Here is a 22,060-nt window from a genome sequence, read left to right as displayed (position 1 = left end):
CCCACCTTCAAAACTTTTATCGCGCTTCGCGGCCTCTCGCCGCCAGGCGGGAACACGCCCTCCGGCCGCCCTGGCTTCCCGGGCGTCGTCCCCCGGGGCAAAGCCCCGGGGGACGACGCCCGGAGACCAGGGGGTCCGGGGGGAATGATTCCCCCGGGCGGGGAGGGGTCCGGGGAGGGGGCGAAGCTCCTTCCCCGAGGCGACGCCAAGGAGGTGGCGCAATGGATATGGTACGGGTGGAACCCAATGTGTTGCCGGTGATGCCGGTCTGTCTGGTGGGGTCCATGGTGGACGGCAAGCCCAATTTCATGACCGTGGCCTGGTTCACCCGGCTGTCGTACAAGCCGCCCATGGTGGGCGCGGCCATCAACCACCGGCAGTACACGCGGCAAGGGATTGTGGAGACCGGGACGTACAGCATGTGCTTTCCCAGCCGGACGCTCCTTGAACTGACCGACTATTGCGGGCTGGTATCGGGCCGCAACGTGGACAAGGGCGCGCTTTTCAACGTGTTTTTCGGCGAACTCGGTACCGCGCCCATGATCCGGGAATGCCCGTTGTGCCTGGAGGTGGCCGTGTCCCGGACCGTGGAGGTGGCCACCAACACCTTTTTCATCGGCGAGATCAAAGCTGCCCACGCCCATGCCGATGTGCTCAGCGACGGGCGGCCGGACATGACAAAAATCGATCCCCTGCTCCTGACCATGCCCCAAAACGGCTATTTCGCCCTGGGCGAGAGGGTGGGAGAGGCCTGGAGCGCGGGGAAAAAAATGAAGGGAGAAAAGGCATGAAGGTTTTGGCCATCAACGGCAGCGCCAGGAAAAACGGCAACACCGCCATCATGATCAACACGCTTTTGTCCGAACTGACGGCCGAGGGCATCGAAACGGAGCATGTGCAGCTGGCCGGGCAGGATCTGCGCGGCTGTCTGGCCTGCTACAAATGTTTCGAGACCAAGGACAAAAAGTGTATTCAGAAAAAGGACAAGCTCAACGAACTCATTGAAAAAATGCAGGGCGCCGACGGCATCGTGCTCGGGTCGCCCACCTATTTCGCCAACGTGACCAGCAACATGAAGTCCTTGATCGACCGGGCCGGGCTGGTGTCCATCGCCAACGGCCGCATGTTCGCCAGAAAGGTCGGGGCGGCGGTGGTGGCCGCCCGACGCGGCGGGGCCATCCACACCTTCAATTCCCTCAACCATTTCTTTTTCATCAACGAGATGGTGGTGCCCGGCTCCATTTACTGGAACATGGGCTTCGGTCGGGAAATCGGCGAAGTGAGCGGCGACGAAGAGGGCCTGCGCACCATGCGCACCCTGGGCCAGCACATGGCCTGGCTCCTCAAAAAAATCCACGCCTGATTCCCCACGTTGCAGCGGCGATCCGCATTTGCCCCGTCCAGGCGGGGTCGCCGCCGCATCCCGGGATTTGACAAGCCCACCCCCCTTTTGGGATAGAACACCCTGGACTGCGGCTGACGAGGGCGACGGGCCGCGTGACGTCCAAATCCGCCAGGACGGTTCGGGCCACCCCGTCTTCGCATCGCCGGGATCCCCAAGGAGAAGCCATGTCCGTCAAAGCCGCATGCGCGGTCGTACTGCTGTTGGTCGTGGTTCCTGTGGCGGCATTCACCGCCGGGTGTTCCTCCCACACCCCCCAGACGCCCCCCGCGCCGCCACCGGCGGAGGCCTTCGAGGCGGGCAGGAGGGCCTATGAGCAAGGCAACTTCGAACAGGCGGCCACGCTGTTCGCCGCCGCAGACACCCCCCAGGCCAAGGTGTTTCTGGGGCAAAGCCTGACCCGGGACGCCGCGAAAAAGGCCTTTACGGCCTATGACGCGGCCCTGCGCGCCGACCCCGGCCAAGGCGACGCCATGGAGGCCATGGGACTTTTGCTGGCCAACCAGGGCGAGACGGCCCAGGCCAAGCCCTGGTTGATCAAGGCCGGGACCACGGGGGGATTGAGCCCCGAGGCCCTGCTGCGCCTGGGCGACATCTTTCTGGCCGAAGGCAACTGCCGCGAGGCCCTGGCCGCCTATGAAAAGGCCGCCGCGCCCCAGGTGGGATACGCCCCGGCCGTGCGCCGCCTGGAGGCCGTGCGCGGGCTGTGCGGCGGCAAGGCCGTCCCGGCCTCCGGCCAGGGCAAGGCCGCGCGCAACGGCGCGGCAGAGGCCGACCCGGCGGCGGGATTGTACGGGCAGGGGGCGAAAAGCGGCCGCACAGGCGCCTCCCAAACCCCGGCCAAACAAAAGCCGGGCCCCAAGACCATCGATTTAAACGACATCTGACCGCCGACGCGATCTGGCGACGTTGCGGCGTCGGGCGAATGCCCCTTGCCGCCCGGGCCGAGTTTGCGTAGGAAGCAGGCCGGACCCATCCGTCCGGGCAAAGTACGCCCGAAACGCCGAGCACATGACGTAACGATCCGACAAGGAGAGAGATATGGTAAGAAAAACCCTGCTGCTCACAGCCCTTTTTCTGCTTCTGCTGGGCAACGCGGCCTCGGCCGTGGCCCAAACGGCCCCGAGTTTCGCTCAAACGTGGGCCGGCTACACCGAAAAGGAAAAACACTGTTTCATCACCGGCATGGCCACCGGCGTGCGCATCCTGTGCACGGATATCACCGTGGGGCGCGGCAAGGACGCCGATCCGGAGCACATCAACAAGCAGTTCCGGGAATGCTTCAACGCCTATGTCATCAGCGACCCGGCCAAGGCCGTCAAGGCCATGGACGAACTTTACGCCGACAAAAAAAACGCCTTCATCCCCTTCGACGGCATCTACAAGATCGCCGGGCTCAAGCTCAACGGGGAGAACGTGGACAACATCCTCGAACAGTCCCGGCAGTATGCCGAGGGCCTCAAGAAGAAGCTGGCCAAAGAAGCCAAAAAGTAATCCGCCGCACCGGGGCCGGACCACGGTTCGGCCCCGTCTCGCCGCCCTCCCGCATCCCCTGCCGGGGACACCTTGGTTTCACGCGACCCGTCTCGGCCTGACCGACGCCCACGGGACAACGCCGTCGGCTGTCCGCCGGGTTGACGACGGGCCGCCTGCGAGACATGCCGCTCCCCAGAGGGCGCGCGTCCGGATCGTTAAGAAATAATATCGTTGCCTTGGTTCCGCCGGAAATCCGCCTGCCCGGAGTCCGAGGGTTCGGGGCTATGGCGGAGAGACGGCGGCGTCCGGCCTGGCGCGTATAAGGCCCATCAGGGATGCGTCCGGGGAAAATCCCGGGAACACCCGTTTGACGGCCTCCTCCGAAAGTCCCAGATGCCCCCGCAGGACCGCCGCCAGGGGAAGGCGATAGTCCATGGTCACCGGCAGCAGGTGTTCACGGTACAGCCTGCGCCCGGCCAGGACCGGCGGCTGGCCGTACAGCCGACCGCCGACCACCGGCCCGCCCAGGAGCCACGTAAGCCCCCCGTGGCCGTTATCCGTGCCACCCGTGCCGTTTTCCGCCAGCGACCGGCCGAATTCGCTGATCACCGCCACCACCGTGCGCTCCATCCCCGAGGCCAGGCCTTCGGCCAGGACACGCAACCCCTTGGCCGTGTGGGCCAGGGCCTCGGCCAGCCGTCCCACGGCCGCGCCCTGGCGGACATGGCTGTCGAAGCCGCCAAAGGCCAGAAAGGCCAGCGAAAGTTCGGGCTGGCGCGTCATCTGCGCCGCGAGTTTCCCGGCCAGCCCGGGAAAAAGCGACACCGGAGGGTCACCGCTCCGGGAGGCGTCCATCTCCCGGGCGAGCGCCGCCAGACGCGACCGTCGGAAGGACGCGCCCTCGCGGAAGGACCGGGCCAGGGCGGCCGGAACGCCCTTGGCCCCGTAGGATTTGGCCAGGGCCGCGTCCAATTCCGTGACGTCGGGCAGGGTGGCCGCGTCCATGGGGTAGACGTACCTGCCGGGCGGCAGATTGACGCTTCTGGCCTTGCCGGAAAGGATCAGGGGACGCCGTGGGGTGGCGAAGACGGCCCGAACCGTGGTGTCCGGAGGGGCTTTCGTCCCTGCCGGTCTGGGGGCCAGCTCCAGGGCCAGCCGGGCCATCCAGCCGCCGTCCCTGGCGGCGGCCAGGGAGGAAACGCCTCCCACCCCGGCCTCCATGATTTTTTGCGCCGTGGCGTGGTCGAGCACCGCCTCGGACAGGCCCACCCCCTGCACAAAGGCCAGATGACCGGCCTGGAAATCCTCCGCCAGCGGGGCCAGGGCCGGGTGCAGCCCCAGGCCGCTGGACAAGGACACAACCCCGCCCGGGCGGCCGGTCGGGGCCAGGGCCGTGGTGGGCCTGGCCAGACGGTAAAAATCGTTTTCAGCGGGCGGCAGGACGCTTAAGGCGTCCACGCCGCCGCGCAAAAACACCACCACCAGCCGGGCGGGCGCAGGGCCGGGGGATGGGGCCTTCTCCGGCGGCCCGGCCGGGGGGGGCGGGGTCTTGTCGGCAGGCTTTTTTCCGGCCCGGCGCGCCGCAGCGGCAGCCCCGGGGCAGGCTGACGCGGCGGCCAGGAGGGCCAGGGCGTGGAGAAAATGGCGACGGTTCATGCGACGCGCCCCATCCGGGTTGGACCTATCCGCAGCATGGCCTCAATACCTCACGAAATCCGGCCCGGACAGGATGATCGCCGCGTCGTGCGCGGGTTCATTCCGGCCCTTGGCGCTGGCGGCGGCCTGTGCGGCCCGTTTCCCGGCGGATTTCGTCTTTCCGGACGTCTTCGCCCCAGGCGTCTCCGCAGTCTGGGCAGCCTGGGCCCGGCCCAGGGCGGCCAGAAGGGACTGGGGCGCCAGGCCCTTGGGAAGCTCGGCCCACAGGGGCAGCCGTCCTGAGGCCAGATCGGCGGCGAAGGACACCCGGGCGGCCATGTCCCGGGCCGTGGGCGCGCCTGCCGGGGCCAGGGCGAACCCCGCCGGATCCGGGCAATGGTACAAGGGCATCTCCATGCGGCCCAAAACCCCGGCCAGGGGGGTGGGGGCGTCCGGCATGGCCCCCGTGGCCCGGATGGCCGAGACCACATGGCGCAGGGGGGACTTGAATCCGGCCATATACCGCTTTTCGTCGAAAAACTCGGCATCTGAAAAAAGCGTGGTCAAAACCGCCCGTATCTCGCCGCCGGACTGCAAAAAAACCGCAGACAACCGTTTCACCAGCCCGGGCGAGGGTTCCCCGGCCAGAAAATAGGCGGCCAGCCTGCGGCAGACATGCCCGGCCGTGGCCGGATGCTCGGCCAGAAACCGTAGCGCCGCCGCCCCCTCGGCCATGCCGCCGCCCTGGATGGTCGCCCCCAGAAAGGACTTGTCCGTGGGGTCGTGCGCCTTCTGATCGAAGACAAATCCGTTTTTATCCGTCTCCGAACGCGGCGCGCCGATGCGCCACCCCGTAAACACACGGGCCAGGGCCGTCACGTCGGTGGCGGAAAAGGCCGTGGCGTCGCCCAGGGTATGCGCGGCCAGGAGCGTTGCGGCATACGTCGTGTTGATGCCCTGGACGTCGGTTTCGGCCGGGGCCGGGGTTTCGTTCTGCCGGTCGTCCCCGTTTTGCGGCCCCAAAGCGGCGGGTTCGGCCGACGCCGATGCGGCCGCCTCCCCGCGCGGGGCCACATTGCGCCAGTTCTCCAGGGCGATGAGCATGGCCGGATGCATGGCCGTGGCCGCCAAAAGATCCAAAAAACGCCCCAGCACGTAGGGCCGGATGGCCTCGCGCTCATAGGCCCCGGCCCAAAGCCGGGCCAGCCCTTTGCCCGCGTCCACGTTGAAATGGTTGTACCAAAAATCCACCAGGAGTTCGCGCAGTTGGGCGGGATCGGCCACCGCCCGCAACAGCCGGGCGTCGGCCGCCTCGCGGGACACGATCCCGGCCCGGTCCCGGGCGGCCAAGACCTGGCTGGGGCCAAGCCCCCCGGACTTGTCCGGGGTGGGGCCGTATTCCCGAAAAAGCTCCACCGTGCCAAGGCGCGTGGTGGACAGGGCCTCCAGCCGGGCCGAAAGTTCCTTGGATTGGGGGATGGCGTCCGGTTCGAGTTGCTCGGCGATGAAGGCCGCCACCCCCATGCCCCGCACGCGCTCCACGTCGCCAGGGGCCGGGCCGTAAGTCAGGCGGTTTATGACGTGCAGAATCTTCTGGTCGGGGGACATTTCTGCGGCGCGGGAGACGGCCGGGGAAAACGCAAACGCCAGGACGGCCGCCAGGGGCAACAACACGGTCGCGCCCCGGAAAAGGCCATGCGGCGCGCGGCGCGCGCGAAAGGTCGTGTAGTCGCGCCCCATGGCGACAACTTGAGCGCGGACAGGGCAAAAGTCAACGTTGGGGCGGACCCGGGACATGCTGCGCTGACGGGGACGCCCCCCGTCGCGCCCCGTCGCGCCCACTCGGGGAGGGCCATCCGGAGCGGGGTGCGCCTCAGGCCGCCTGGCGACGCAGTTTGTACAGGCCCTCGGTGACCAGTCCGGCCACCCGGCAGGCCACGCGCAGGGCCCACGGCAGGGTCATGTCCGCCTCGGCCCCCTCCTGTCCCATGGCCTCCACGGCGTCGGGATCGCGGCCCGTAAGCCGGAAAAGCAGGGCCTTAGCCTCGGACGGCTCCCCGCCAAGCGCCATCCCCCTGCTCACGGCCTTGACCGCCAGATCCTTGCGACGCAGGAAGTGGTAGGCCTTGCCGAGCTGCAGGAAGATGTCCCCCTTGTCCGGATCAAGCGACAGGGCGTCGCGGTAGCTGGCCACGGCCCCCTGGTAGTCCCGGGAACGCAGGTTCTCGTTGCCCAGGGCGAAAAAGGGATTGAACCCCTCGGCATCCGCTTGCAGCATGCGGGCGAACCGGTCGCGCAGAGCCTCGAAGCGCCGGGCCCGGACGCAGGCGTCCGCCGCCCGCTTCATGGCCTCGCGGTAGCGCCGCGCGTCGCCCCGGGCCCGGTAGGTCTCGGCCAGTCCCAGATGGGCCTCCACGTACAAGGCGTTGAGCGTCGTGGCCCGGGAAAAGCCCTGGGCCGCCGCTTCGTAGTCCTCGGCCGCCAGCCGCCGCAGTCCCAGCCGGTAGAATCGCGGGGCCTCCTCGGACGAAAGGCCGGGCCCGCCTCCCGCGCCGACGGTCGGCAAGGGCGGCACGGGGATGATCCCGGCATCCTGGCCGTCGGCGCGGCCGGACAAAACCTCCCGGGCGGCCTGGGCCATCCCGGCGGCGGCGTCCAGGGTGAATTCGCGCATGGCCCGGGCCAGGGCCAGGTATCTGGAAAAGGCGGCCTGGGAATAGGGGCGTAGCAGGTAGCCGCACACTCCAAGCCTGGCGGCCTCGATGACCGCCTCCCGGCTGTTCTCCAGGCTGAGCATGATGACCGGGAGGAGCTTCAGGCGGGGATGCGCCTTGATGGCGGCCACAAACTCAAGGCCCGTGGCGTCCGTGAGGCGGCCGTCGCACAAGAGAAGGTCCGCGCCGTGCCGGGAGAGCGCCTCCATGGCCTGTTTGGCGGAATACACCACCCGGGGCGAAAAGATGCGGGCCTTTTTCAGGAACTCCCGGTCCACGCGGCCATGGCCTTCGTTTTCGGCCACCACCAGGACGTTGGAAAATCCCGGTTCGGGCTGTGCCCCAGGCGGGACGGCGTACTGCGGCAATCGGACGGCGCGGGCGGGATGGGTCATGGTCGTGCTCCCTGGGTGGCTTTTCGCGCGTTGCGTCCCGGGCCGGAGGATCGCCCCTGCCATTCCGGGACGCGCCGCGTTTTCTCCCCGCCATTCGTATCGGCGTTCCTGGCCATCCGTTTAGGGCCGAAAACGATATTTCCCGATGTAACGCGGATTTTGCACACCTGCACACCGAAGTGAAAGGAACATGGCCATGGTGCAACCCTGTTGCACAGCCCCCTTTTTGAAGTCCGGCCGACGAGACAATTCACCAGTCTCAAACAACTCGCGAGAGCGCGGCTTACGTGAAAATGCAGCGCTGTATTATTTGGGACATCTTATGTCGTGATGTGGCTGGAAGAATGCGTGCAAAGTCCTGTTGACGGGTCAACCCTCATCTGCCGCGTTCCTTGGAAAACACGACCCTGACGTTGCGTCCCAAAAATTGGCGCATCGAACAGCGAGGATCACGATTTGAAATGTTTTTTTACAGAATACTGGCGTCGTTTTTGACGACGCAACGCTAGATGCTGGTGTTGAGAAGCATCCCGGAGGTCTGAAGGGAGGAGGCTGTGTAGGCCGCGTAGGGATCGGCCACGGCGGCGTCCCCGCCCGTCGAGGCGTTTTCGGCGTCGCGCTGGATGGAGATTTCCTTGAGCATGGCCAGGATGCCGTCTTCGGCGCTCTGGCTGTCCTCGTCGTCGCTGTCCGCGACCGTCTCCAGCGTGAGCGCGGCCGAGGCGGCGGCCCCCGTGGAGGCCACACCGTTTTCCACGGCGACAAACAGTTCCTCGTGGCCGTTTTCGAAATAGCGGTTCATGGAGTCGTTGAGCGAGCCGTTGAACTTCGAGATGACCCGGTCGCCCGCCGCCGTGCCGAGGTTTCGGTCGATAAACTTCAGGGCCGCCACCAGCCCGTCGCTCAGGTTCTCCTCGGTCAGGGCCCCGTCGCCCACGTTTTGCAGCACCAGCCCCATGGTGGCCGTGGCCGCGTCGGACCCGTACTCTTCGCGGATGAAATCCACGGCATCGGCCAGGGAGGCGGCCAGGGCCGCACCCTTGGAGTCGGTGCTCTCGGCGTCCCCGGTCTGGTCCGCATCCGTCGTGGACACGCCCAGATCGGCCCGCCGCCTGATCTCGGCGGCGAAGGTCTCGATCTCCTCCCGGCCAATGGAGGTCTGGGACACGGCCAGGGTCGCGCCGCGTCCCGAAGACGTGCCGGAACGCCCGGTCGCGCCGCCTGTCAGCATGCTGGTCCCGAGGGACAGGGAGAGGGTGTCGATATACATGGCCGATTCCTTGGGCAAGAGCCTCTTGGCATCTCTTATCGGCCAGGACGGGCCAAGGTTTAGGAAAAAACATCGCCGGGAGGATTTTTCGCCGGGATTGCCGGGAGCGGATCGCTCTGATACCCAGGATGCGCCATGAGCGTATCCCCCGGCGACATCCTGCGCGTCCGCCTCGAGGCCACCACCGCGCACCCGGAGCGCACCGCCAATCCCAGCGCATCGGGTTTTCCCGGCGGCCGGGGGCGTGCGGTCATGGAGCTTTTGCCCTACGCCCACCTGCCCTTCGACCATCCGGACATGCCCCTGTGCCTTTTTGGCGGCCCCCTGTCCGGAACCACCGTCCCCTTGTGCGGCCGGTCCATCGTGGCCGCAATCTCCCCCCTGACCGGGACCGTGTTCGACGCCCAGGCCGGGGGACGGCTGGCCTTTGCCCTGGCCGGGTCCGGACTTGCCGGGGTGGTGGTCGCCGGACGGGCGGATGTGCCGTCGGGGCTTGAGATCGTGGATGGACAGGCCGTCCTGCGGCCCTGTCCGGACTGGACCGCGCTTGGGGCCACGGACATCGCGGCCCGGTTGCGTTTCCCCGGAGAGGTGCTGCGTACGGGCCCGGCGGCCTGGACCGGCGCGGCCCTGGCCGGGGTGGTCGCCGGGCGGCCGGGGCATGTCCTGCGCGGCGGACTGGGGCTGTGTCTGGCCGCAAAAAACCTGGTCTACGTGGCCGTCTCCGGTTCGCGAGCCGTCCATGTGGCCGACGCCGCCGGGCTTTCCCTGGCCCGGGCGGACCTCATGCGCCTGACGGCCGCCTCCCCGGCCCTGGCCGGGGCCCACGGCCTCTCCCGCTTTGGCACGGCCGCCCTGATGGATCTGACGGACAGCCTGGGCATGACCCCCACCCAAAATTTTCGCGCCACCCGATTTCCCGGCCAAAAGGCGGTCAACGCCCCGGCCCTGGCCCGGGGCTACGCCCCGCGCCGCACGGGCTGCCGGGCCTGCCACCTGCCCTGCGGCCGGATGGCGGCGGACGGGACGCCCCTGCCGGACCTGGACGCCCTGTCCCATTTCACGGCCCTGGTGGACAATCCCGACCTGAAGACCGCCGTGGCCGCCAACGCGCGCTGCATCGACCTGGGACTGGACCCGGTCTCCGCCGCCTCGGTCCTGGCCTGCCATGCCGAGATCAGCGGCGAACCCCTATCCCCATCGCGGCTCTTGGCCCTGGTGGACGACATGGGGCATGGCCGGGGCCTTGGCCGGGAGTTGGCCCGGGGCGCGGCGGCCTATGCCCGGGGGGCGGGGCTCCCCGGGGCGGCCATGGCCGTCAAGGGCCTGGAGCTTGGGGCCTTCGATCCACGCGGGGCCTACGGCCTGGCCCTGTCCTACGCCGTCTCCACTCGGGGCGGCTGCCATCTGCGGGCCTTTGGCATCAGCCACGAGGTGCTGCGCAAACCCGTGGCCACGGACCGTTTCGACTTCGCGGGCAAGGCCCGCATCCTTTTTCAGGCCGAAAACGTCCTGGCCGCCCTGGACAGCCTGGTGGCCTGCCCGTACCTGACCCTGGCCGCCTCCCTGGAGGAACTGGCCCCGGCCCTGTGCGCCGCCACCGGCCACCCGGCCGATCCCGGGGAGATGGCCCGGGCCGGGGAGCGCGTGGTCTATGCCGAGCGGATCATTAACGCCCGCAGGGGGTTTGCGGTGGACCAGGACGACCTGCCCGCCCGGTTTTTCACCGAGCCCGGCACGCCGGGAGAGGATTTCGCCGTGCCGCCCATCGACCGGGCCGCCTTCTTGGCCGCCCGGGCCGCCTATTACCGCATCCGGGGGCTGACGGCCGCCGGGCTGCCCCGGGCCGACACGGCCCGGGAACTGGGGCTGGCATGGACCGGCTGATGGCCAGATATGCGGACAAGCTGGCCCGGGCCGGAATCTGCGCCCAGGGCCAGGCCGCGTTGTGCGCCCGGGACGACGCCTTTTTCGCAACCGGCCCGGACGAGGCCGCGGCCTTTCTCACCGCCCTGGCCGACAGCCTGGGGGCCGGGGCGGCCATCCTGATCCGGCCGACGACGCCCTACCGGGAGGCAGCCGCCTTCCTGGCCCGGGCCGCCCTGGCCGGGACGCACCCCGGGCAGGCCGCCGTCTTCCCGAGAGACTGCGAGACCCGCACCTTTTTCCACGACCTGCCGGTCCTCGACATGCCGGGCTGGCCGCCGCCCCGGGACCGGGGGGCCGTTTCCGCCGCCGCCCGGGCCCTGTCCCGGCGCAAGGGGGTCATGTTCGCCGACGGCTCCATGGCGGCCCACGGGTCCATGATCCTGGAACAGGCCTTTGTCACCGTCAGCTCCATGTGCTTCGCCTGCTTCGTGAAATTTTTTTCCGACGCCCTGGCCTGCCGCCGCCTGGGAGGACTGCCGCCGGACATGGCGGCGGCCATGGGCCGGGTTCTGGACGGCCTGCCCGAATTGCCGCCCCTGCCGGATACGGCCCCGGCCCTGTCCCCGGGGCCCCTGGCCGACGCGGCCTCGGCCAGGGCGGCCATGGCCGAGGCCGGGCGGCTCACGGTGCAAAGCGGATTGGTGGATTCGGTCTTCGGCAACGTGTCGTGCCTGGTGGAGGGCGTGTTGCACATAAGCCGCACGGGCGCGGCCCTGGATGCCCTGGAGGGACAGATCGAGGCCTGTCCCCTGGATGGCTCCTCCTGCACGGCCCTGACCGCCTCCAGCGAATTTCCGGCCCACGCCCGCATCGTGACCGAAACGGCGGCAAAGGTGGTGCTGCACGGCCATCCCAAGTTCAGCGTGATCCTGTCCATGGACTGCGACCGGACGGATTGTCCCGACCGGGGCCGCTGCCATGTGGCCTGCCGGGAAAAACGCCGCATCGGCGGCGCTCCCGTGGTTCCGGGCGAGGTGGGCTGCGGCCCGTGCGGGCTGGTGCATACCCTGCCCCCGGCCCTGCGCGGCTACCAGGCGGCCATGGTCCTTGGGCATGGGGCCTTCACCGTGGACGACAGGGATTTCAACCGGGCCTTTGCGGCCATGCTTGATCTGGAGCGGGACTGCCGGGAGGCGGTGCTGGCCCGGGTGGCGCGGGGCTAAACCACGGCCCGGGTGCAAAGGGAGGGGGCATGACCGGAGACGGCGAGGCGCCGACCCTGATTTTCGTCTACGGCACCCTGCGCCGGGGATTTTGCAACCATCATCTGGTACGGCGCGCCGGGTTTCTGGGGCGGGGGGAAACCGTCGAGCGCCTGGTCATGCATGTGGCCGGGCAGATCCCTTTCGTGCATGCCGCCGAGGCCGCCTATCCCATCGTGGGCGAGGTCTATGCCGTAGACGCGGCCACCCTGGCCGCCCTGGACCGCCTGGAGGACCACCCCCACTGGTACGTGCGCACCCTCGCCACGATCCGCATGGAGGACGGCCGCGATCTGGCCGCCCAGATCTATCTCTGCCGCCGTCCGGAAGGACGCCGCGCCCCCGGCGGCGACTATGCCGGCCTGCCGGGAATCCTGTAGCCCAGCCGGGATCAGTAGGACTTGAAAAGCAGGGCGTAGACCACGTAGATCCAGCCCAGAACACCGTGGATCACGGCCCAGAAAATGGATTTGTTAAGGGTAAACGACACGGCCATGGCCAGGGCCGAGCCGAATCCGATGCCGTACTTGATGATTGTCGGCCGATACACGTCCATGACTACTCCTTTGTTGCCTCTTCCATAACGCCTTTCCCTCCCGGACGAAAGCCCCTGAAAGAGCGGCAGGAGCAGGCCACGGCCATCCCCGGGCAGAACAAGGCCCGCTCGATAGCCTGATCGGTGTTGGCGGCGTACGCCTGCCCGACGCCAAGGGCAATGAAGAAAGCCTATTTCAGGAACACACGCATTGACCGATTGTCATTTGATGGGCCATTTGCCACAATGGGTTGCCTGAAAACGTCGTGCGCCAAAGCCCCATGGCACGACACAACCTCCGGAAACGGGTGATGTCCCCTTCCCACGCACCCCGCCACGCAACGGACCTGGCCGACGACGCACAAAGTCCGTCCGCCCTCTCCGGTTCGTCCTGCCGGGCCGACGCGGAGCCCCTTTGCCCGCCCCACGGGATAGCCGTCGCCGGAATCCTGGATGAGCGGCGGGAGCCCCATGCGGGCGAACCAGATCTGCGGGCGCTTCGGCGCTGTTTCTTCCGGTCGTATCTGGTGGCGGCGGCCTTCAACACCCAGGGGTTGCAAAACATCGGCCTGGCCTATGCCATGGAGCCGGGACTGCGGGCCGCGCACCCCGATCCCGAGGCCTTTCAGGCGGCCATGGCCCGCCACCTGACGGTCTACAACAGCCACCCCATGTGGGCGCCGCTTCTGGTGGGCATTTTTTTGTCGCTGGAGGTCAAGATCGCCAAGGGGCTGGCGCCCCCGGCCATGCTCGACGACATCAAAACCACCACGGCCTACACCCTCTCGGCCGTGGGCGACTCCTTTTTCGGCGGCAGCCTGCTCGGCCTGTGGGGACTTGCCGCCGCCTGCCTGGCGGCCACCGGGCATTCCCTGGGGGTGGGCCTTTTGGCCCTGTGCATGCTTGTGGGGCTCAACATCTTCAAGGCGGCCACCTTTTTGGCGGGATACCGCGAAGGGTTTCAGGTCTTGAAACGCCTCAAACGATGGGATCTCATCAATTGGGGACGGCGCATCAAGGTCGTCAACGCCGTCATGCTGACATTTTTATGGATGCTCACCGCCCCAAAAGCCGTGGGGGCCATGGGCATAAGCGACCTGATCATCGTGTCCGGGCTTGGGGTCTGGGCCATGACCGAACCCCGTTTTCCCCGGGAAATGGTGTTCGCGGCATTGGTGGCGGCTGGTTTGTGTTTGACGGCGTTTCGCGTATCATGAAGGCCTGTTCCGCCCGGGATGCATGACCGGGCCGACCATGCACGCAAAAGGAACAAACCGTTTGGAACGCTCAACATTGGCTGATGAGTCCCCTGCGTCCGAGGATCTGACCCTGTCGCCCGAACGGCAGTCCATGACCGTGAGCGTGCTCAACGAGCAGGGACTGCACGCCCGCCCGGCGGCTATCCTGGCCCGCGAGGCGCAGCGGTTCCCGTGCGATGTGCGCATTGCGCAAAACGGAGACGATGTGGACGCCAAAAGCATCCTTGACATTTTGACCCTGGCGGCGGGATACGGCGCCAATCTGGATATCGTGGCCACCGGGCCCCAGGCCGATGAGGCCGTGGCCCACCTGGCCCGGCTGTTCCAGAAACGATTCCGATAGGAACCACGCGTGGCCTCCGTCATTCTCAAAGGCATTCCGGTTTCGGCCGGCGTCTCCATCGGCAAGGCCTTCTTCCTGAACAGGTCCGGCCAGGGCCCCGTTCCCCGGCAGGCCTTGGCCCCGGAACTGGTGACACCGGAATTGGACCGGCTCGGCCGGGCCTTCGGGCAGTTTCGCGAGGAACTGACCCAGGTGCGCGACCGCATTCCGGCGGAACTTCGCGAGCATGCCCACATCATCGACTCGCACCTGATGATTCTCGACGATCCCAAGCTGCAAGGCGCGGCCGCAGGCTACATCCGCGACCTGGGCATCAATGCCGAATGGGCCCTGGACAAGGCCGTGGCCGACTTGCAGCGGGCCTTCGAGGCCCTGGACAACCCCTATTTCCGTGACCGCATCCAGGATGTGCGCATGGTCTCCGACCGGGTCCAGTCCCGGCTTGCCGGACAGACCGGGGACATCAAGGCCGTGCAGAACCGGGTGGTGCTCATGGCCGACGACCTGTCCCCGGCGGACACGGCGGCCATCGAGGTGGACAAGATCATGTCCCTGGTCACGGCCCAGGGCGGCAAGACCTCCCATACCGGCATCCTGGCCCGCACCCTGGGCATCCCGGCGGTCATCGGGGTGAACAACCTGGAAGAGCATGTCCGCGACGGAAATCTGGTGGTGGTGGACGGGTTGCAGGGCACGGTGCTGGTGGAGCCCGACGAGGACGAACTGGCCAAGTACACCGATCTCAAATACCAGTTCGAGGCCTATCACGCCTCCATCATGCGCGGCTGCCACCTGCCCGGGGAGACCATCGACGGCTACCGGGTCAAGGTGAAAGCCAACATCGAGCTTCTGGAAGAGGTGGCGGCGGTCATCGACAACGGCGGCGAGGGCATCGGCCTGTACCGCACGGAATATTCGTACATGAACCGGCGGGTTCTGCCCACGGAGGAGGAACTCACCGAGGAATACCTCGATCTGGCCTCCATCATGGCCCCCAAGCGGGTGACGCTTCGCACCCTGGACGCCGGGGCGGACAAGTTCATCTCCCTTCTGGGCAACCCCGAGGAGCGCAACCCTGCCCTGGGGCTGAGGGCCATCCGGCTGTGCATGCACCACAAGGATCTGTTCATGACCCAGTTGCGGGCCATCCTGCGGGCCTCGGTCGTGGGCAACGTCTCGGTCATGTTCCCCATGATCTCGGGCCTGCGGGAGATTCGCCAGGCCATGAGCATGCTGCGCGCCGCCCAGTCGGAACTGAAACAGCAAGGCCTGCCCTTCGATGCGGAGATGCCCATCGGCATCATGATGGAGCTGCCCTCGGCGGTGATGATCGCCGAGGTGTTGGCCCGGGAGGTGGATTTTTTCAGCATCGGCACCAACGACCTGATCCAGTATTCCTTGGGGATCGACCGCACCAACCGCTATGTGTCGCACATGTACCAGCCCTTGCATCCGGCCGTGGTGCGCAGCATCAAGCATGTGGTCGACGCGGCGCACCAGGCGGGCATCGAGGTCAGCCTGTGCGGCGAAATGGCCTCGGACCCCTTTTGCGTCCCCATCCTCATGGGTATGCAGATCGACGCCATAAGCTTAAACCCCCAGGCCATCCCCGGCATCAAGCGCATCATCCGCCAGGCCACCATGGACGACTGCAAGAACCTGCTCAAGGAAGTCCTGGAAAGCACCACCGTCTCGCGCACCAACCGTCTGGTGCAGGAAACCATCTTCAAGAAGTTCCCCGACGAACTGATGTTCTATTCCTCCCTCCTGGATCAGGAGGAAGGCGTGACGGTCTGACGCCCCCCCGGGGCCGGATGGCGGCCTGTCCTTTCGGATTCGACCATGCTAACATGACTTCTTGACGCCGTGGCCGCGCCCTGCGTGGACGGCAAACCCCTATGAGACCATGAGCAAGACATCCCATGGCGGCGAGAAGCTGATCGCCCCCAACAAAAACGCCCACCGGCTCTACGAACTTTTGGAGAGGCTGGAAGCGGGGTTGGCCCTGACGGGTTCCGAGGTGAAATCGCTTCGGGCCGGAAAGGTCAGCTTCAAGGACGGCTACGTCAAATTCGTAGGTGGCGAGGCCTGGCTGATCGGCGTGCATATCGCGGAATACGAGAACGCGGGCTATTCCGGGCACGAACCCGAGCGGCAGCGCAAACTGCTGCTGCACGCCGCCGAGATCGCCCATCTGCGCACCAAGGTGGAGCAAAAGGGCTTAACCGTGGTGCCGGTGCGCATGTATTTCAAAAACGGGCGGATAAAAATCGAGATCGCCCTGGCCCGGGGCAAGAAGGTCCACGACCGCCGCGACGACCTCAAAGCCCGGGACATCGACCGGGAGACGGCCCGGGAGCTGGCCCGGGCATGAGCGCTGCCGCGCCTGCGCCCCTTCCCCCTGCCGCGCGCCGCTTTCTGGCCGACCTCTTTCCCGGCGACGCCGCCGTGTTTTCGCCCGAGGAGACCTGCGTCTTCGGGACCGACGCCTCCCGCCGCCAGGCCCTGCCCGCCGCCGTGGTCCGGCCTGAGACCGAGGACCAGATCCGCGAACTGCTGCGCTTCGCCCATGCCGAGCGCCTGCCCATCCACTGCCGGGGACGGGGCACCAACACCGTGGGCGACTGCGTGCCCGCGCCTTCGGGCATCGTCATCTCCACGGCCCGCTATGCGGACATCCTGGAAATTTCCGAGGACGACTTCGTGGCCGTGTGCCGCCCGGGCGTGGTCACCGGCGACCTGCAGGCGGCCCTGGCCAAAAAGCGCCTGTTCTATCCGCCGGACCCGGCCAGCGTGCGCTTTTCCACCCTGGGCGGCAACGCGGCCACCTGCGCCGGGGGCATGCGGGCCCTCAAATACGGCGTGACACGGGACTTCATCCTGGGCATCCGGGCCGTGTTGCCCGGCGGCGAGGTCATCGTCACCGGCGGGCGCACCCACAAAAACGTAGCCGGTCTGGACCTGACCCGGCTTTTGGTGGGCAGCGAGGGCACCCTGGCCTTTTTCTCCGACATCACGGTGAAGCTTTTGCCCCTGCCCGAGGCCACGGCCACGGCGCTTTGCGCCCATGCCGACGCGGACGCGGCCCTGGCCGCCGCCGGGGACATCTTCCGGGCCGGGATGCTGCCTGCGGCCATGGAATTCGTGGACCGCACCTGCCTTGCGGCCGTGGCCGCCCTGAATCCCCTGCCCTGGACGCAAACGGCCGGGGCGGCGCTACTGGTACGCCTGGACGGCTCGGAGGGCGCCCTGGCCGCCGATCTGGCCCGGCTCGAACGGGTGCTGGCCGGGCGCACGCCGCTTTTCGTCCAGACGGCCAGGGAGAAGGCCGACCAGGAGGCCCTGTGGGAGGTGCGCACTACGCTCAACCAGGCCTCTTTCCGGGTGGCCCCGGACAAGCTCAGCGACGACGTCACCGTGCCGCGCGGGGCCATCCGCACCGCCGTGGCCCGCATCCAGGCCGTCGCCGCCCGGGAGCGGCTGCCCATCCTGGTCTTCGGACATGTGGGCGACGGCAACCTGCACGTCAACATCATGCATCACGCCGCCGACCCGGACCAGCGCGGCCGCGCCCTGGCCGCCCGGGAAGCCATTCTCGACCTGACCCTGGCCCTTGGCGGCACGCTCTCGGGGGAGCACGGCGTGGGCCTGTCCAAGCTGCCCTTCCTGGACCGCCAGATCGGCCCCGGCGAACGCGGACTCATGCGCCGCATCAAGGCCGTGTTCGACCCCCACGGCATCATGAATCCCGGCAAGGCCTACTAGAACCCCTTCCCTTGAAAAGCGCCATGGCGGGGACCGCAGGAGGCCGACCACATGCTTCGTCCCGTTCTCAGGCCCCTATGCCTCCCCCCAGAGCCCTTTGGTCATAAGGCCGATGCGGACGGGCTCGAAGGAATCAAAGCGAATGTCCCTGACCTGGGTCATATCCTTCCAAAGCAGATCGTAGCCTTTAAGCCAGCGGAATATCTTGACCCTTTCCAGCCAGAGGTGCTCTTCCGCCTCGGTGGCCGACCGCAGTTCTCCTGCCATGCCCAACAGGCGCACCCCGGGAGCCGTCGTGAAGCGGCCACGGAAAAGCGAGGCCATGGTGCTCCAAAATCCCCCGTGGGCAGCCAGGACACAAACCTGCGGATTTTGATCGAGGTTGCGACGCATCGCCTTTGGGAATTTTTCGAAATAATAGGCTTGCCCCGGTGCGTGGAGGATCAGCGATCCAATGGGGGTGATATGGGGCGAACCGTCCGTGTCCACCGTGGCCATGGCGCAAAAGCCCGTGGTCTTCAGCGTCTTCTCGAAAACATCGCAGATGGTGTCCCAGTGCGTTATGATATCCATGATTTCCTCCTCTGGTTGTGTGGAACGGCTGGAAGCTGACAGGGAATAGGCAGGGGATCTGGCGCATGTCCCGGCTACTCCATGTATTCATAGGGATTTCGAAAGCTGACGCGGGCCCCCATACGCTCGAAAAGCCGCAAGAGCCCGTATCGGGTACGATGCAAAAACAGGAAATGCGGATTGATGTCCATGTATTGTCTCATCTTGAGCGCCTCTGACATGCGGCGTTTCCCGGCCGGGATAAAATCCGGATTCTCCCGAAAATCGAATGTCTTCTCACGGTATAACCGGGAAATCCATTGGCCCGTCGCCTGGAGTTCCTCGACGAGGAGCTGTTCTATTTCCGCAGAGACTGGCGCTGCGTTGCTCTGGAACCCGGCAAGGAGCGAGAGATACTCCTTTCTGCCGCCCTTGAGGGCAGTTGCGGCGAGCTTGCTGTAGAGCGCAACGAAGTGCGGATCAAAATGCTTGACGCAGCCGAAATCCACCACCCCGACGGCCAGATCGGGGAGCACGAGGAAATTGCCGGGATTTGGGTCGGCGTGGATGCCATGCAAGCGGTAGAGCCCGGAAACAAAAAAATCCTGAAGGGTTTGGGCGACGTGATCCCGTTGCCCCTGGTCGGGGCCTGTCTCGAGCCATTCGAGGAGCGGCGCGCCATCCAGGTATTCGGCGGCAAGCACCGTGCCGGAACTCAAGTCCTTGCGGCATTCCGGCATCAGGACAGGCTCCTGAAGCAACCCTTCCCGGAAAAAGGCCATGTTCTCCTGTTCGCGCAGGTAGTCGACCTCCTCCAACAAGCGGGCCTCTATCTCTTCAAAAACCGGCGCCAGGAGCCGACGGTCAGGCAGCGGCCACGTTGCCGATCGCAGCAGTTGCATGTCGGATTCGATGCTCTCCCGGATTCCGGGATATTGGAGCTTCACCGCCAATTCCTGACCGTCCCAGGCCACGGCCCGGTGGACCTGTCCCAGGCTGGCGGCGGCGAACGCTTGCCCATTGAACTCCCGGAACAGTTCCTCGGGCGGCTTCCCCAGGGCGTTAGCCACGATCTTGCGGGCCAGGGCTCGATTGATGGGAGGCGCCTGATGGCAGGACTTCTGGAGTTCTTCCGTGATTTCGGGCGGCAAGAGATCGGTCTCCAAACTGAAAAGCTGCGCCGCCTTCAGAGCCGTTCCCCGCAAAAGACCCAAACCCTGGAAGAGGAGTGCGGCGGCATCCCGGTCCAGGGCCTTCCGGCCTTCGATCCGCTCACCGGGCGTCTGGAAAGGCTTTCGGGAAAGATAGCCAAGGGCCTTGCCGCCCAGCCTGGTCGCTGTCTTGCCGATGCACAGCCCCCTTTCCCACTTACTCTTCGGAATGCTGTCGGCCATCCTCTCCTCCCGTGTCGGGACGTTTCCCCCGCTGCATCCCCTCCCTCTGCCCACGAAACAGATCCATCCGATCCTGGAACACATCCAGCCGGGCTATGACATGATGCCGGAAAAGGAATGAGGCCATGTCCAAGGCTTTGTTGAGGAGATCGGCCCGGATGAAGCCGATGGCCAAATCCAGGCTTTTGTCGATGAGGACCGTGGTGTTCTGGAATTGCTCCGAACGGTCCCGTATCCAGTAGTGTACGAGGCCGATGAAATAGTCCCAGAGGCATTGGCAGGTCAGTTCCTGAAATGCCTGTTCCGGTATTTCGCCAGCCGTAACGGCCGCCTCGAACATGTCCTTGACCACATGAAAAAAGCGTAAGCGGAGGGGCCGCAGATACTGGTAGTCCGAGGTCAGGGAGAAGGTCACCGTCCCGAAGGTGCCCGCGACGAATTCACGATCCGGCAGATACTGCTCCAGCAAGGTTTCGAAATACGTCTGGAGCTGTTCCCGCAATCCGTACGTATGCAGGTCCGGGATTGTCCGCAACCGCTCAGCGCCCTCCTCCAGCCGATCCTCGTAATAGGCGTAGACGATGGCCTCCTTGGTGGGGAAGTAGTTGTAGATGGTGGCGTCGCCAAGCCCCGCCGCCCTGGCGATCTCCCGCATCGTCGCCCCCTTGAACCCTTTTTCGGTCATGGCGTCGACGGCAGCCCGGATTATCTGATTTCGGTTCTCCCGCTTCCGGTCTTCACTGATTTTCATGAACCCCTCCTAAAAAAGAACTGCTATTCATTCGTAACGCAAAATATGCCTACAATATGTAGTAGTTCTTTTAAAATGGCAAGGGTTTTTTCGCCCGCTTCGGAGGGAAAACGGCGGAGTGGTGAAACAAGACGTCTCGGAGGCGACGGGGCGTCTCTCGGATAGGCGCTGCCCTGGCGACAGGGGACCATTTCCTGCCTGACGGCAATGCCCCACCAGCCAATCGGCCAGACAGCCTGGTGCCCGGGGATGCATCGGAGCGGCCTGACCTGACGCCCGGGGTGTCGGCCAACGCCGAGAACAGGTCGGGGTGGCGCGGGTCCATGCGCTGCATCCAGGCCGTGTCCGATCCCCACGGCATCATGAATCCCGGCAAGGCCTCCTGATGCCGTGTCCCCGGGCTGGTTGAATTCAACCAGATTTTGCGCCGGACAAAAAAAGGGCAGGAAAGGCCGTAGCCCTGCCTGCCCTGCAGTACGGGGATGGGCTTACTTCACGGTGAAAACGAGGCTGGCCTTCTCAAGGCGCTTTTCACAAACCGGATCGTTGGTCGGGCTCTCAACAACGGTACTGAGATACCAGACTCCGGAGTGCAGGGGCTTGAATTCGAATGTGCCGTCAATGTCGGTTTTCGCATAGAAGGCAAAGCTCATCTCGTTTGCGGAATACCCATCGTAACTGCCCAGGATGCTGGCCAACTTGACCCGCTGGCCATCCCTTGTCAGCCTGAACCTGGCGGATTCGCCTTGCCGGATTTCACCCGCCTTGGTGAGGGGGGTGATCTCGAGTCCCCTGCCAAGGGGCGTCATGGCAAAAGAGCCGTCATCATTCCCGACGACCACGAGGCTTTTCGACTGCATGCTGGAGACGCTGCAGGAGACAACCTCGTCGTCATTGAAATCCTTTCTGGTTTTGTTCATGTGCCACTTGTCGTTCTTGGATTCAACCCAGGGCGTCGGCCTGTAATATGCCTCCACCACATACGTGCCATCCGGGAGTTTGGACTTACCCGCGTAATGATGGTTCTCACCTTGCTGCGTGAGAACCTCGTTGTAATCTTTACCAAATACCTTGAGCGGTTCGAAAAGCTGGAGCCGTTCTTCCGCGATTATTTCCGGTACCGGAAAGTTGTGGCCGTAAATCATGTCGGCCTCGAAGACCTCCTTGTTCCCCCCATTCACCCAGAGGTTATGGGCAAAGACCGCTGAAGCTGACAATGCGACGACCAGAACCATGCCGACTGTTCCCAGCATCTTCCCGATTTTCATCAAAACTCCTCCGGATGACAAAAGGTTGGACATATCGGCCGCCCTTGCCAGCGACTCAAAGAACCTAGCAGATAATGAAAAAGATTTTCATTCTCATCTGCAAGCCACCTTTATGCAATCTTCTGCGGCGTGGCAAGCTGGCATTCAGGGGATCCCCTTGGAGTCGCCGG

The 22,060-nt window shown here is 65.8% G+C and carries 22 protein-coding genes; 13 read left to right on the top strand and 9 right to left on the bottom strand.

Annotated elements, in window-relative coordinates:
- The first annotated feature begins 221 nt into the window (after positions 1-221).
- From GD606_RS14505 to GD606_RS14490, 4 genes are all read left to right on the top strand, one after another.
- Positions 222-791: a flavin reductase family protein gene (locus GD606_RS14505; protein WP_176629311.1), complete on the top strand. Its 570-nt coding sequence runs from the start codon at positions 222-224 to the stop codon at positions 789-791.
- A complete protein-coding gene (locus GD606_RS14500) occupies positions 788-1,363 on the top strand; it encodes a flavodoxin family protein (RefSeq protein WP_163303980.1) in 576 nt (191 codons plus the stop codon). Before GD606_RS14505 ends, GD606_RS14500 begins: the two co-directional genes overlap by 4 nt.
- Positions 1,364-1,569: 206 nt before the next feature.
- Positions 1,570-2,289 (top strand): tetratricopeptide repeat protein, encoded by a 720-nt coding sequence (locus tag GD606_RS14495; RefSeq protein ID WP_163303981.1) that lies wholly within the window; start codon positions 1,570-1,572, stop codon positions 2,287-2,289.
- 154 nt (positions 2,290-2,443) lie between these two features.
- Positions 2,444-2,896 (top strand): hypothetical protein, encoded by a 453-nt coding sequence (locus GD606_RS14490; RefSeq protein WP_163303982.1) that lies wholly within the window; start codon positions 2,444-2,446, stop codon positions 2,894-2,896.
- A gap of 264 nt (positions 2,897-3,160) precedes the next feature.
- On the opposite strand, the gene GD606_RS14485 is transcribed toward GD606_RS14490, so the two are convergent.
- The 4 genes from GD606_RS14485 to GD606_RS14470 form a co-directional block, all read right to left on the bottom strand.
- The gene (locus tag GD606_RS14485; RefSeq protein WP_176629310.1) at positions 3,161-4,534 is read right to left on the bottom strand and encodes a DUF1501 domain-containing protein; all 1,374 of its coding nucleotides are present in this window, start codon (positions 4,532-4,534) and stop codon (positions 3,161-3,163) included.
- 42 nt (positions 4,535-4,576) lie between these two features.
- Positions 4,577-6,253 (bottom strand): DUF1800 domain-containing protein, encoded by a 1,677-nt coding sequence (locus GD606_RS14480; protein WP_163302844.1) that lies wholly within the window; start codon positions 6,251-6,253, stop codon positions 4,577-4,579.
- Between the two features lie 133 nt (positions 6,254-6,386).
- Positions 6,387-7,622, bottom strand: coding sequence for a response regulator (locus tag GD606_RS14475; protein WP_163302845.1), 1,236 nt, complete (start codon positions 7,620-7,622; stop codon positions 6,387-6,389).
- 505 nt (positions 7,623-8,127) lie between these two features.
- Complete coding sequence (locus tag GD606_RS14470) at positions 8,128-8,892, bottom strand: hypothetical protein (protein WP_163302846.1); 765 nt, start codon at positions 8,890-8,892, stop codon at positions 8,128-8,130.
- Positions 8,893-9,027: 135 nt separating this feature from the next.
- On the opposite strand from GD606_RS14470, the gene GD606_RS14465 reads away from it, so the two are divergent.
- From GD606_RS14465 to GD606_RS14455, 3 genes are read left to right on the top strand one after another with little or no spacing between them, the layout of a single operon-like run.
- Positions 9,028-10,779: an aldehyde ferredoxin oxidoreductase C-terminal domain-containing protein gene (locus GD606_RS14465; RefSeq protein ID WP_163302847.1), complete on the top strand. Its 1,752-nt coding sequence runs from the start codon at positions 9,028-9,030 to the stop codon at positions 10,777-10,779.
- The gene (locus GD606_RS14460; protein WP_246298821.1) at positions 10,779-11,984 is read left to right on the top strand and encodes a class II aldolase/adducin family protein; all 1,206 of its coding nucleotides are present in this window, start codon (positions 10,779-10,781) and stop codon (positions 11,982-11,984) included. The genes GD606_RS14465 and GD606_RS14460 overlap by 1 nt, the downstream gene beginning before the upstream one ends.
- Before the next feature lie 29 nt (positions 11,985-12,013).
- Positions 12,014-12,403 (top strand): gamma-glutamylcyclotransferase family protein, encoded by a 390-nt coding sequence (locus tag GD606_RS14455; protein WP_163302849.1) that lies wholly within the window; start codon positions 12,014-12,016, stop codon positions 12,401-12,403.
- Between the two features lie 11 nt (positions 12,404-12,414).
- On the opposite strand, the gene GD606_RS14450 is transcribed toward GD606_RS14455, so the two are convergent.
- A complete protein-coding gene (locus GD606_RS14450; protein WP_170304579.1) occupies positions 12,415-12,579 on the bottom strand; it encodes a hypothetical protein in 165 nt (54 codons plus the stop codon).
- Between the two features lie 290 nt (positions 12,580-12,869).
- On the opposite strand from GD606_RS14450, the gene GD606_RS14445 reads away from it, so the two are divergent.
- The 5 genes from GD606_RS14445 to GD606_RS14425 all read left to right on the top strand — a co-directional run bounded on the left by GD606_RS14445 (position 12,870) and on the right by GD606_RS14425 (position 17,925).
- Entirely contained in the window at positions 12,870-13,775 is a 906-nt protein-coding gene (locus GD606_RS14445) for a PTS system mannose/fructose/sorbose family transporter subunit IID (RefSeq protein WP_163302850.1), read from the top strand.
- A 61-nt stretch (positions 13,776-13,836) separates the two neighbouring features.
- Positions 13,837-14,160 carry an HPr family phosphocarrier protein gene (locus GD606_RS14440; protein WP_374190860.1) on the top strand — a complete coding sequence of 108 codons (324 nt, stop codon included), beginning with the start codon at positions 13,837-13,839 and terminating at the stop codon, positions 14,158-14,160.
- A gap of 9 nt (positions 14,161-14,169) precedes the next feature.
- Positions 14,170-15,957 (top strand): phosphoenolpyruvate--protein phosphotransferase, encoded by a 1,788-nt coding sequence (gene ptsP, locus GD606_RS14435; protein WP_163302852.1) that lies wholly within the window; start codon positions 14,170-14,172, stop codon positions 15,955-15,957.
- Positions 15,958-16,066: 109 nt separating this feature from the next.
- Positions 16,067-16,534, top strand: a complete 468-nt coding sequence (gene smpB, locus GD606_RS14430) for an SsrA-binding protein SmpB (protein WP_163302853.1) — start codon at positions 16,067-16,069, stop codon at positions 16,532-16,534.
- Positions 16,531-17,925, top strand: coding sequence for an FAD-binding oxidoreductase (locus GD606_RS14425; RefSeq protein ID WP_163302854.1), 1,395 nt, complete (start codon positions 16,531-16,533; stop codon positions 17,923-17,925). Before smpB ends, GD606_RS14425 begins: the two co-directional genes overlap by 4 nt.
- Positions 17,926-18,000: 75 nt before the next feature.
- Here the strand turns inward: GD606_RS14425 and GD606_RS14420 are convergent, their stop codons facing one another.
- From GD606_RS14420 to GD606_RS14410, 3 genes are all read right to left on the bottom strand, one after another.
- Positions 18,001-18,498 (bottom strand): pyridoxamine 5'-phosphate oxidase family protein, encoded by a 498-nt coding sequence (locus tag GD606_RS14420; RefSeq protein ID WP_163302855.1) that lies wholly within the window; start codon positions 18,496-18,498, stop codon positions 18,001-18,003.
- A 74-nt stretch (positions 18,499-18,572) separates the two neighbouring features.
- Complete coding sequence (locus GD606_RS14415) at positions 18,573-19,871, bottom strand: ABC1 kinase family protein (protein WP_163302856.1); 1,299 nt, start codon at positions 19,869-19,871, stop codon at positions 18,573-18,575.
- The gene (locus GD606_RS14410) at positions 19,846-20,622 is read right to left on the bottom strand and encodes a TetR/AcrR family transcriptional regulator (RefSeq protein ID WP_163302857.1); all 777 of its coding nucleotides are present in this window, start codon (positions 20,620-20,622) and stop codon (positions 19,846-19,848) included. Before GD606_RS14410 ends, GD606_RS14415 begins: the two co-directional genes overlap by 26 nt.
- A gap of 239 nt (positions 20,623-20,861) precedes the next feature.
- Here GD606_RS14410 and GD606_RS14405 point away from each other — a divergent pair, with 239 nt between their 5' ends.
- Positions 20,862-21,008 (top strand): hypothetical protein, encoded by a 147-nt coding sequence (locus tag GD606_RS14405; RefSeq protein ID WP_163302858.1) that lies wholly within the window; start codon positions 20,862-20,864, stop codon positions 21,006-21,008.
- A gap of 102 nt (positions 21,009-21,110) precedes the next feature.
- Here GD606_RS14405 and GD606_RS14400 read toward each other — a convergent pair whose 3' ends face one another.
- Positions 21,111-21,923: a DUF4198 domain-containing protein gene (locus GD606_RS14400; RefSeq protein WP_211922206.1), complete on the bottom strand. Its 813-nt coding sequence runs from the start codon at positions 21,921-21,923 to the stop codon at positions 21,111-21,113.
- Positions 21,924-22,060 lie beyond the last annotated feature (137 nt).

Source organism: Desulfolutivibrio sulfodismutans DSM 3696, from assembly GCF_013376455.1.
Classification (GTDB): domain Bacteria; phylum Desulfobacterota; class Desulfovibrionia; order Desulfovibrionales; family Desulfovibrionaceae; genus Desulfolutivibrio; species Desulfolutivibrio sulfodismutans.
Note: the sequence above shows the minus strand (reverse complement) of the source record. Positions and strands in the feature narration are given on the sequence as shown.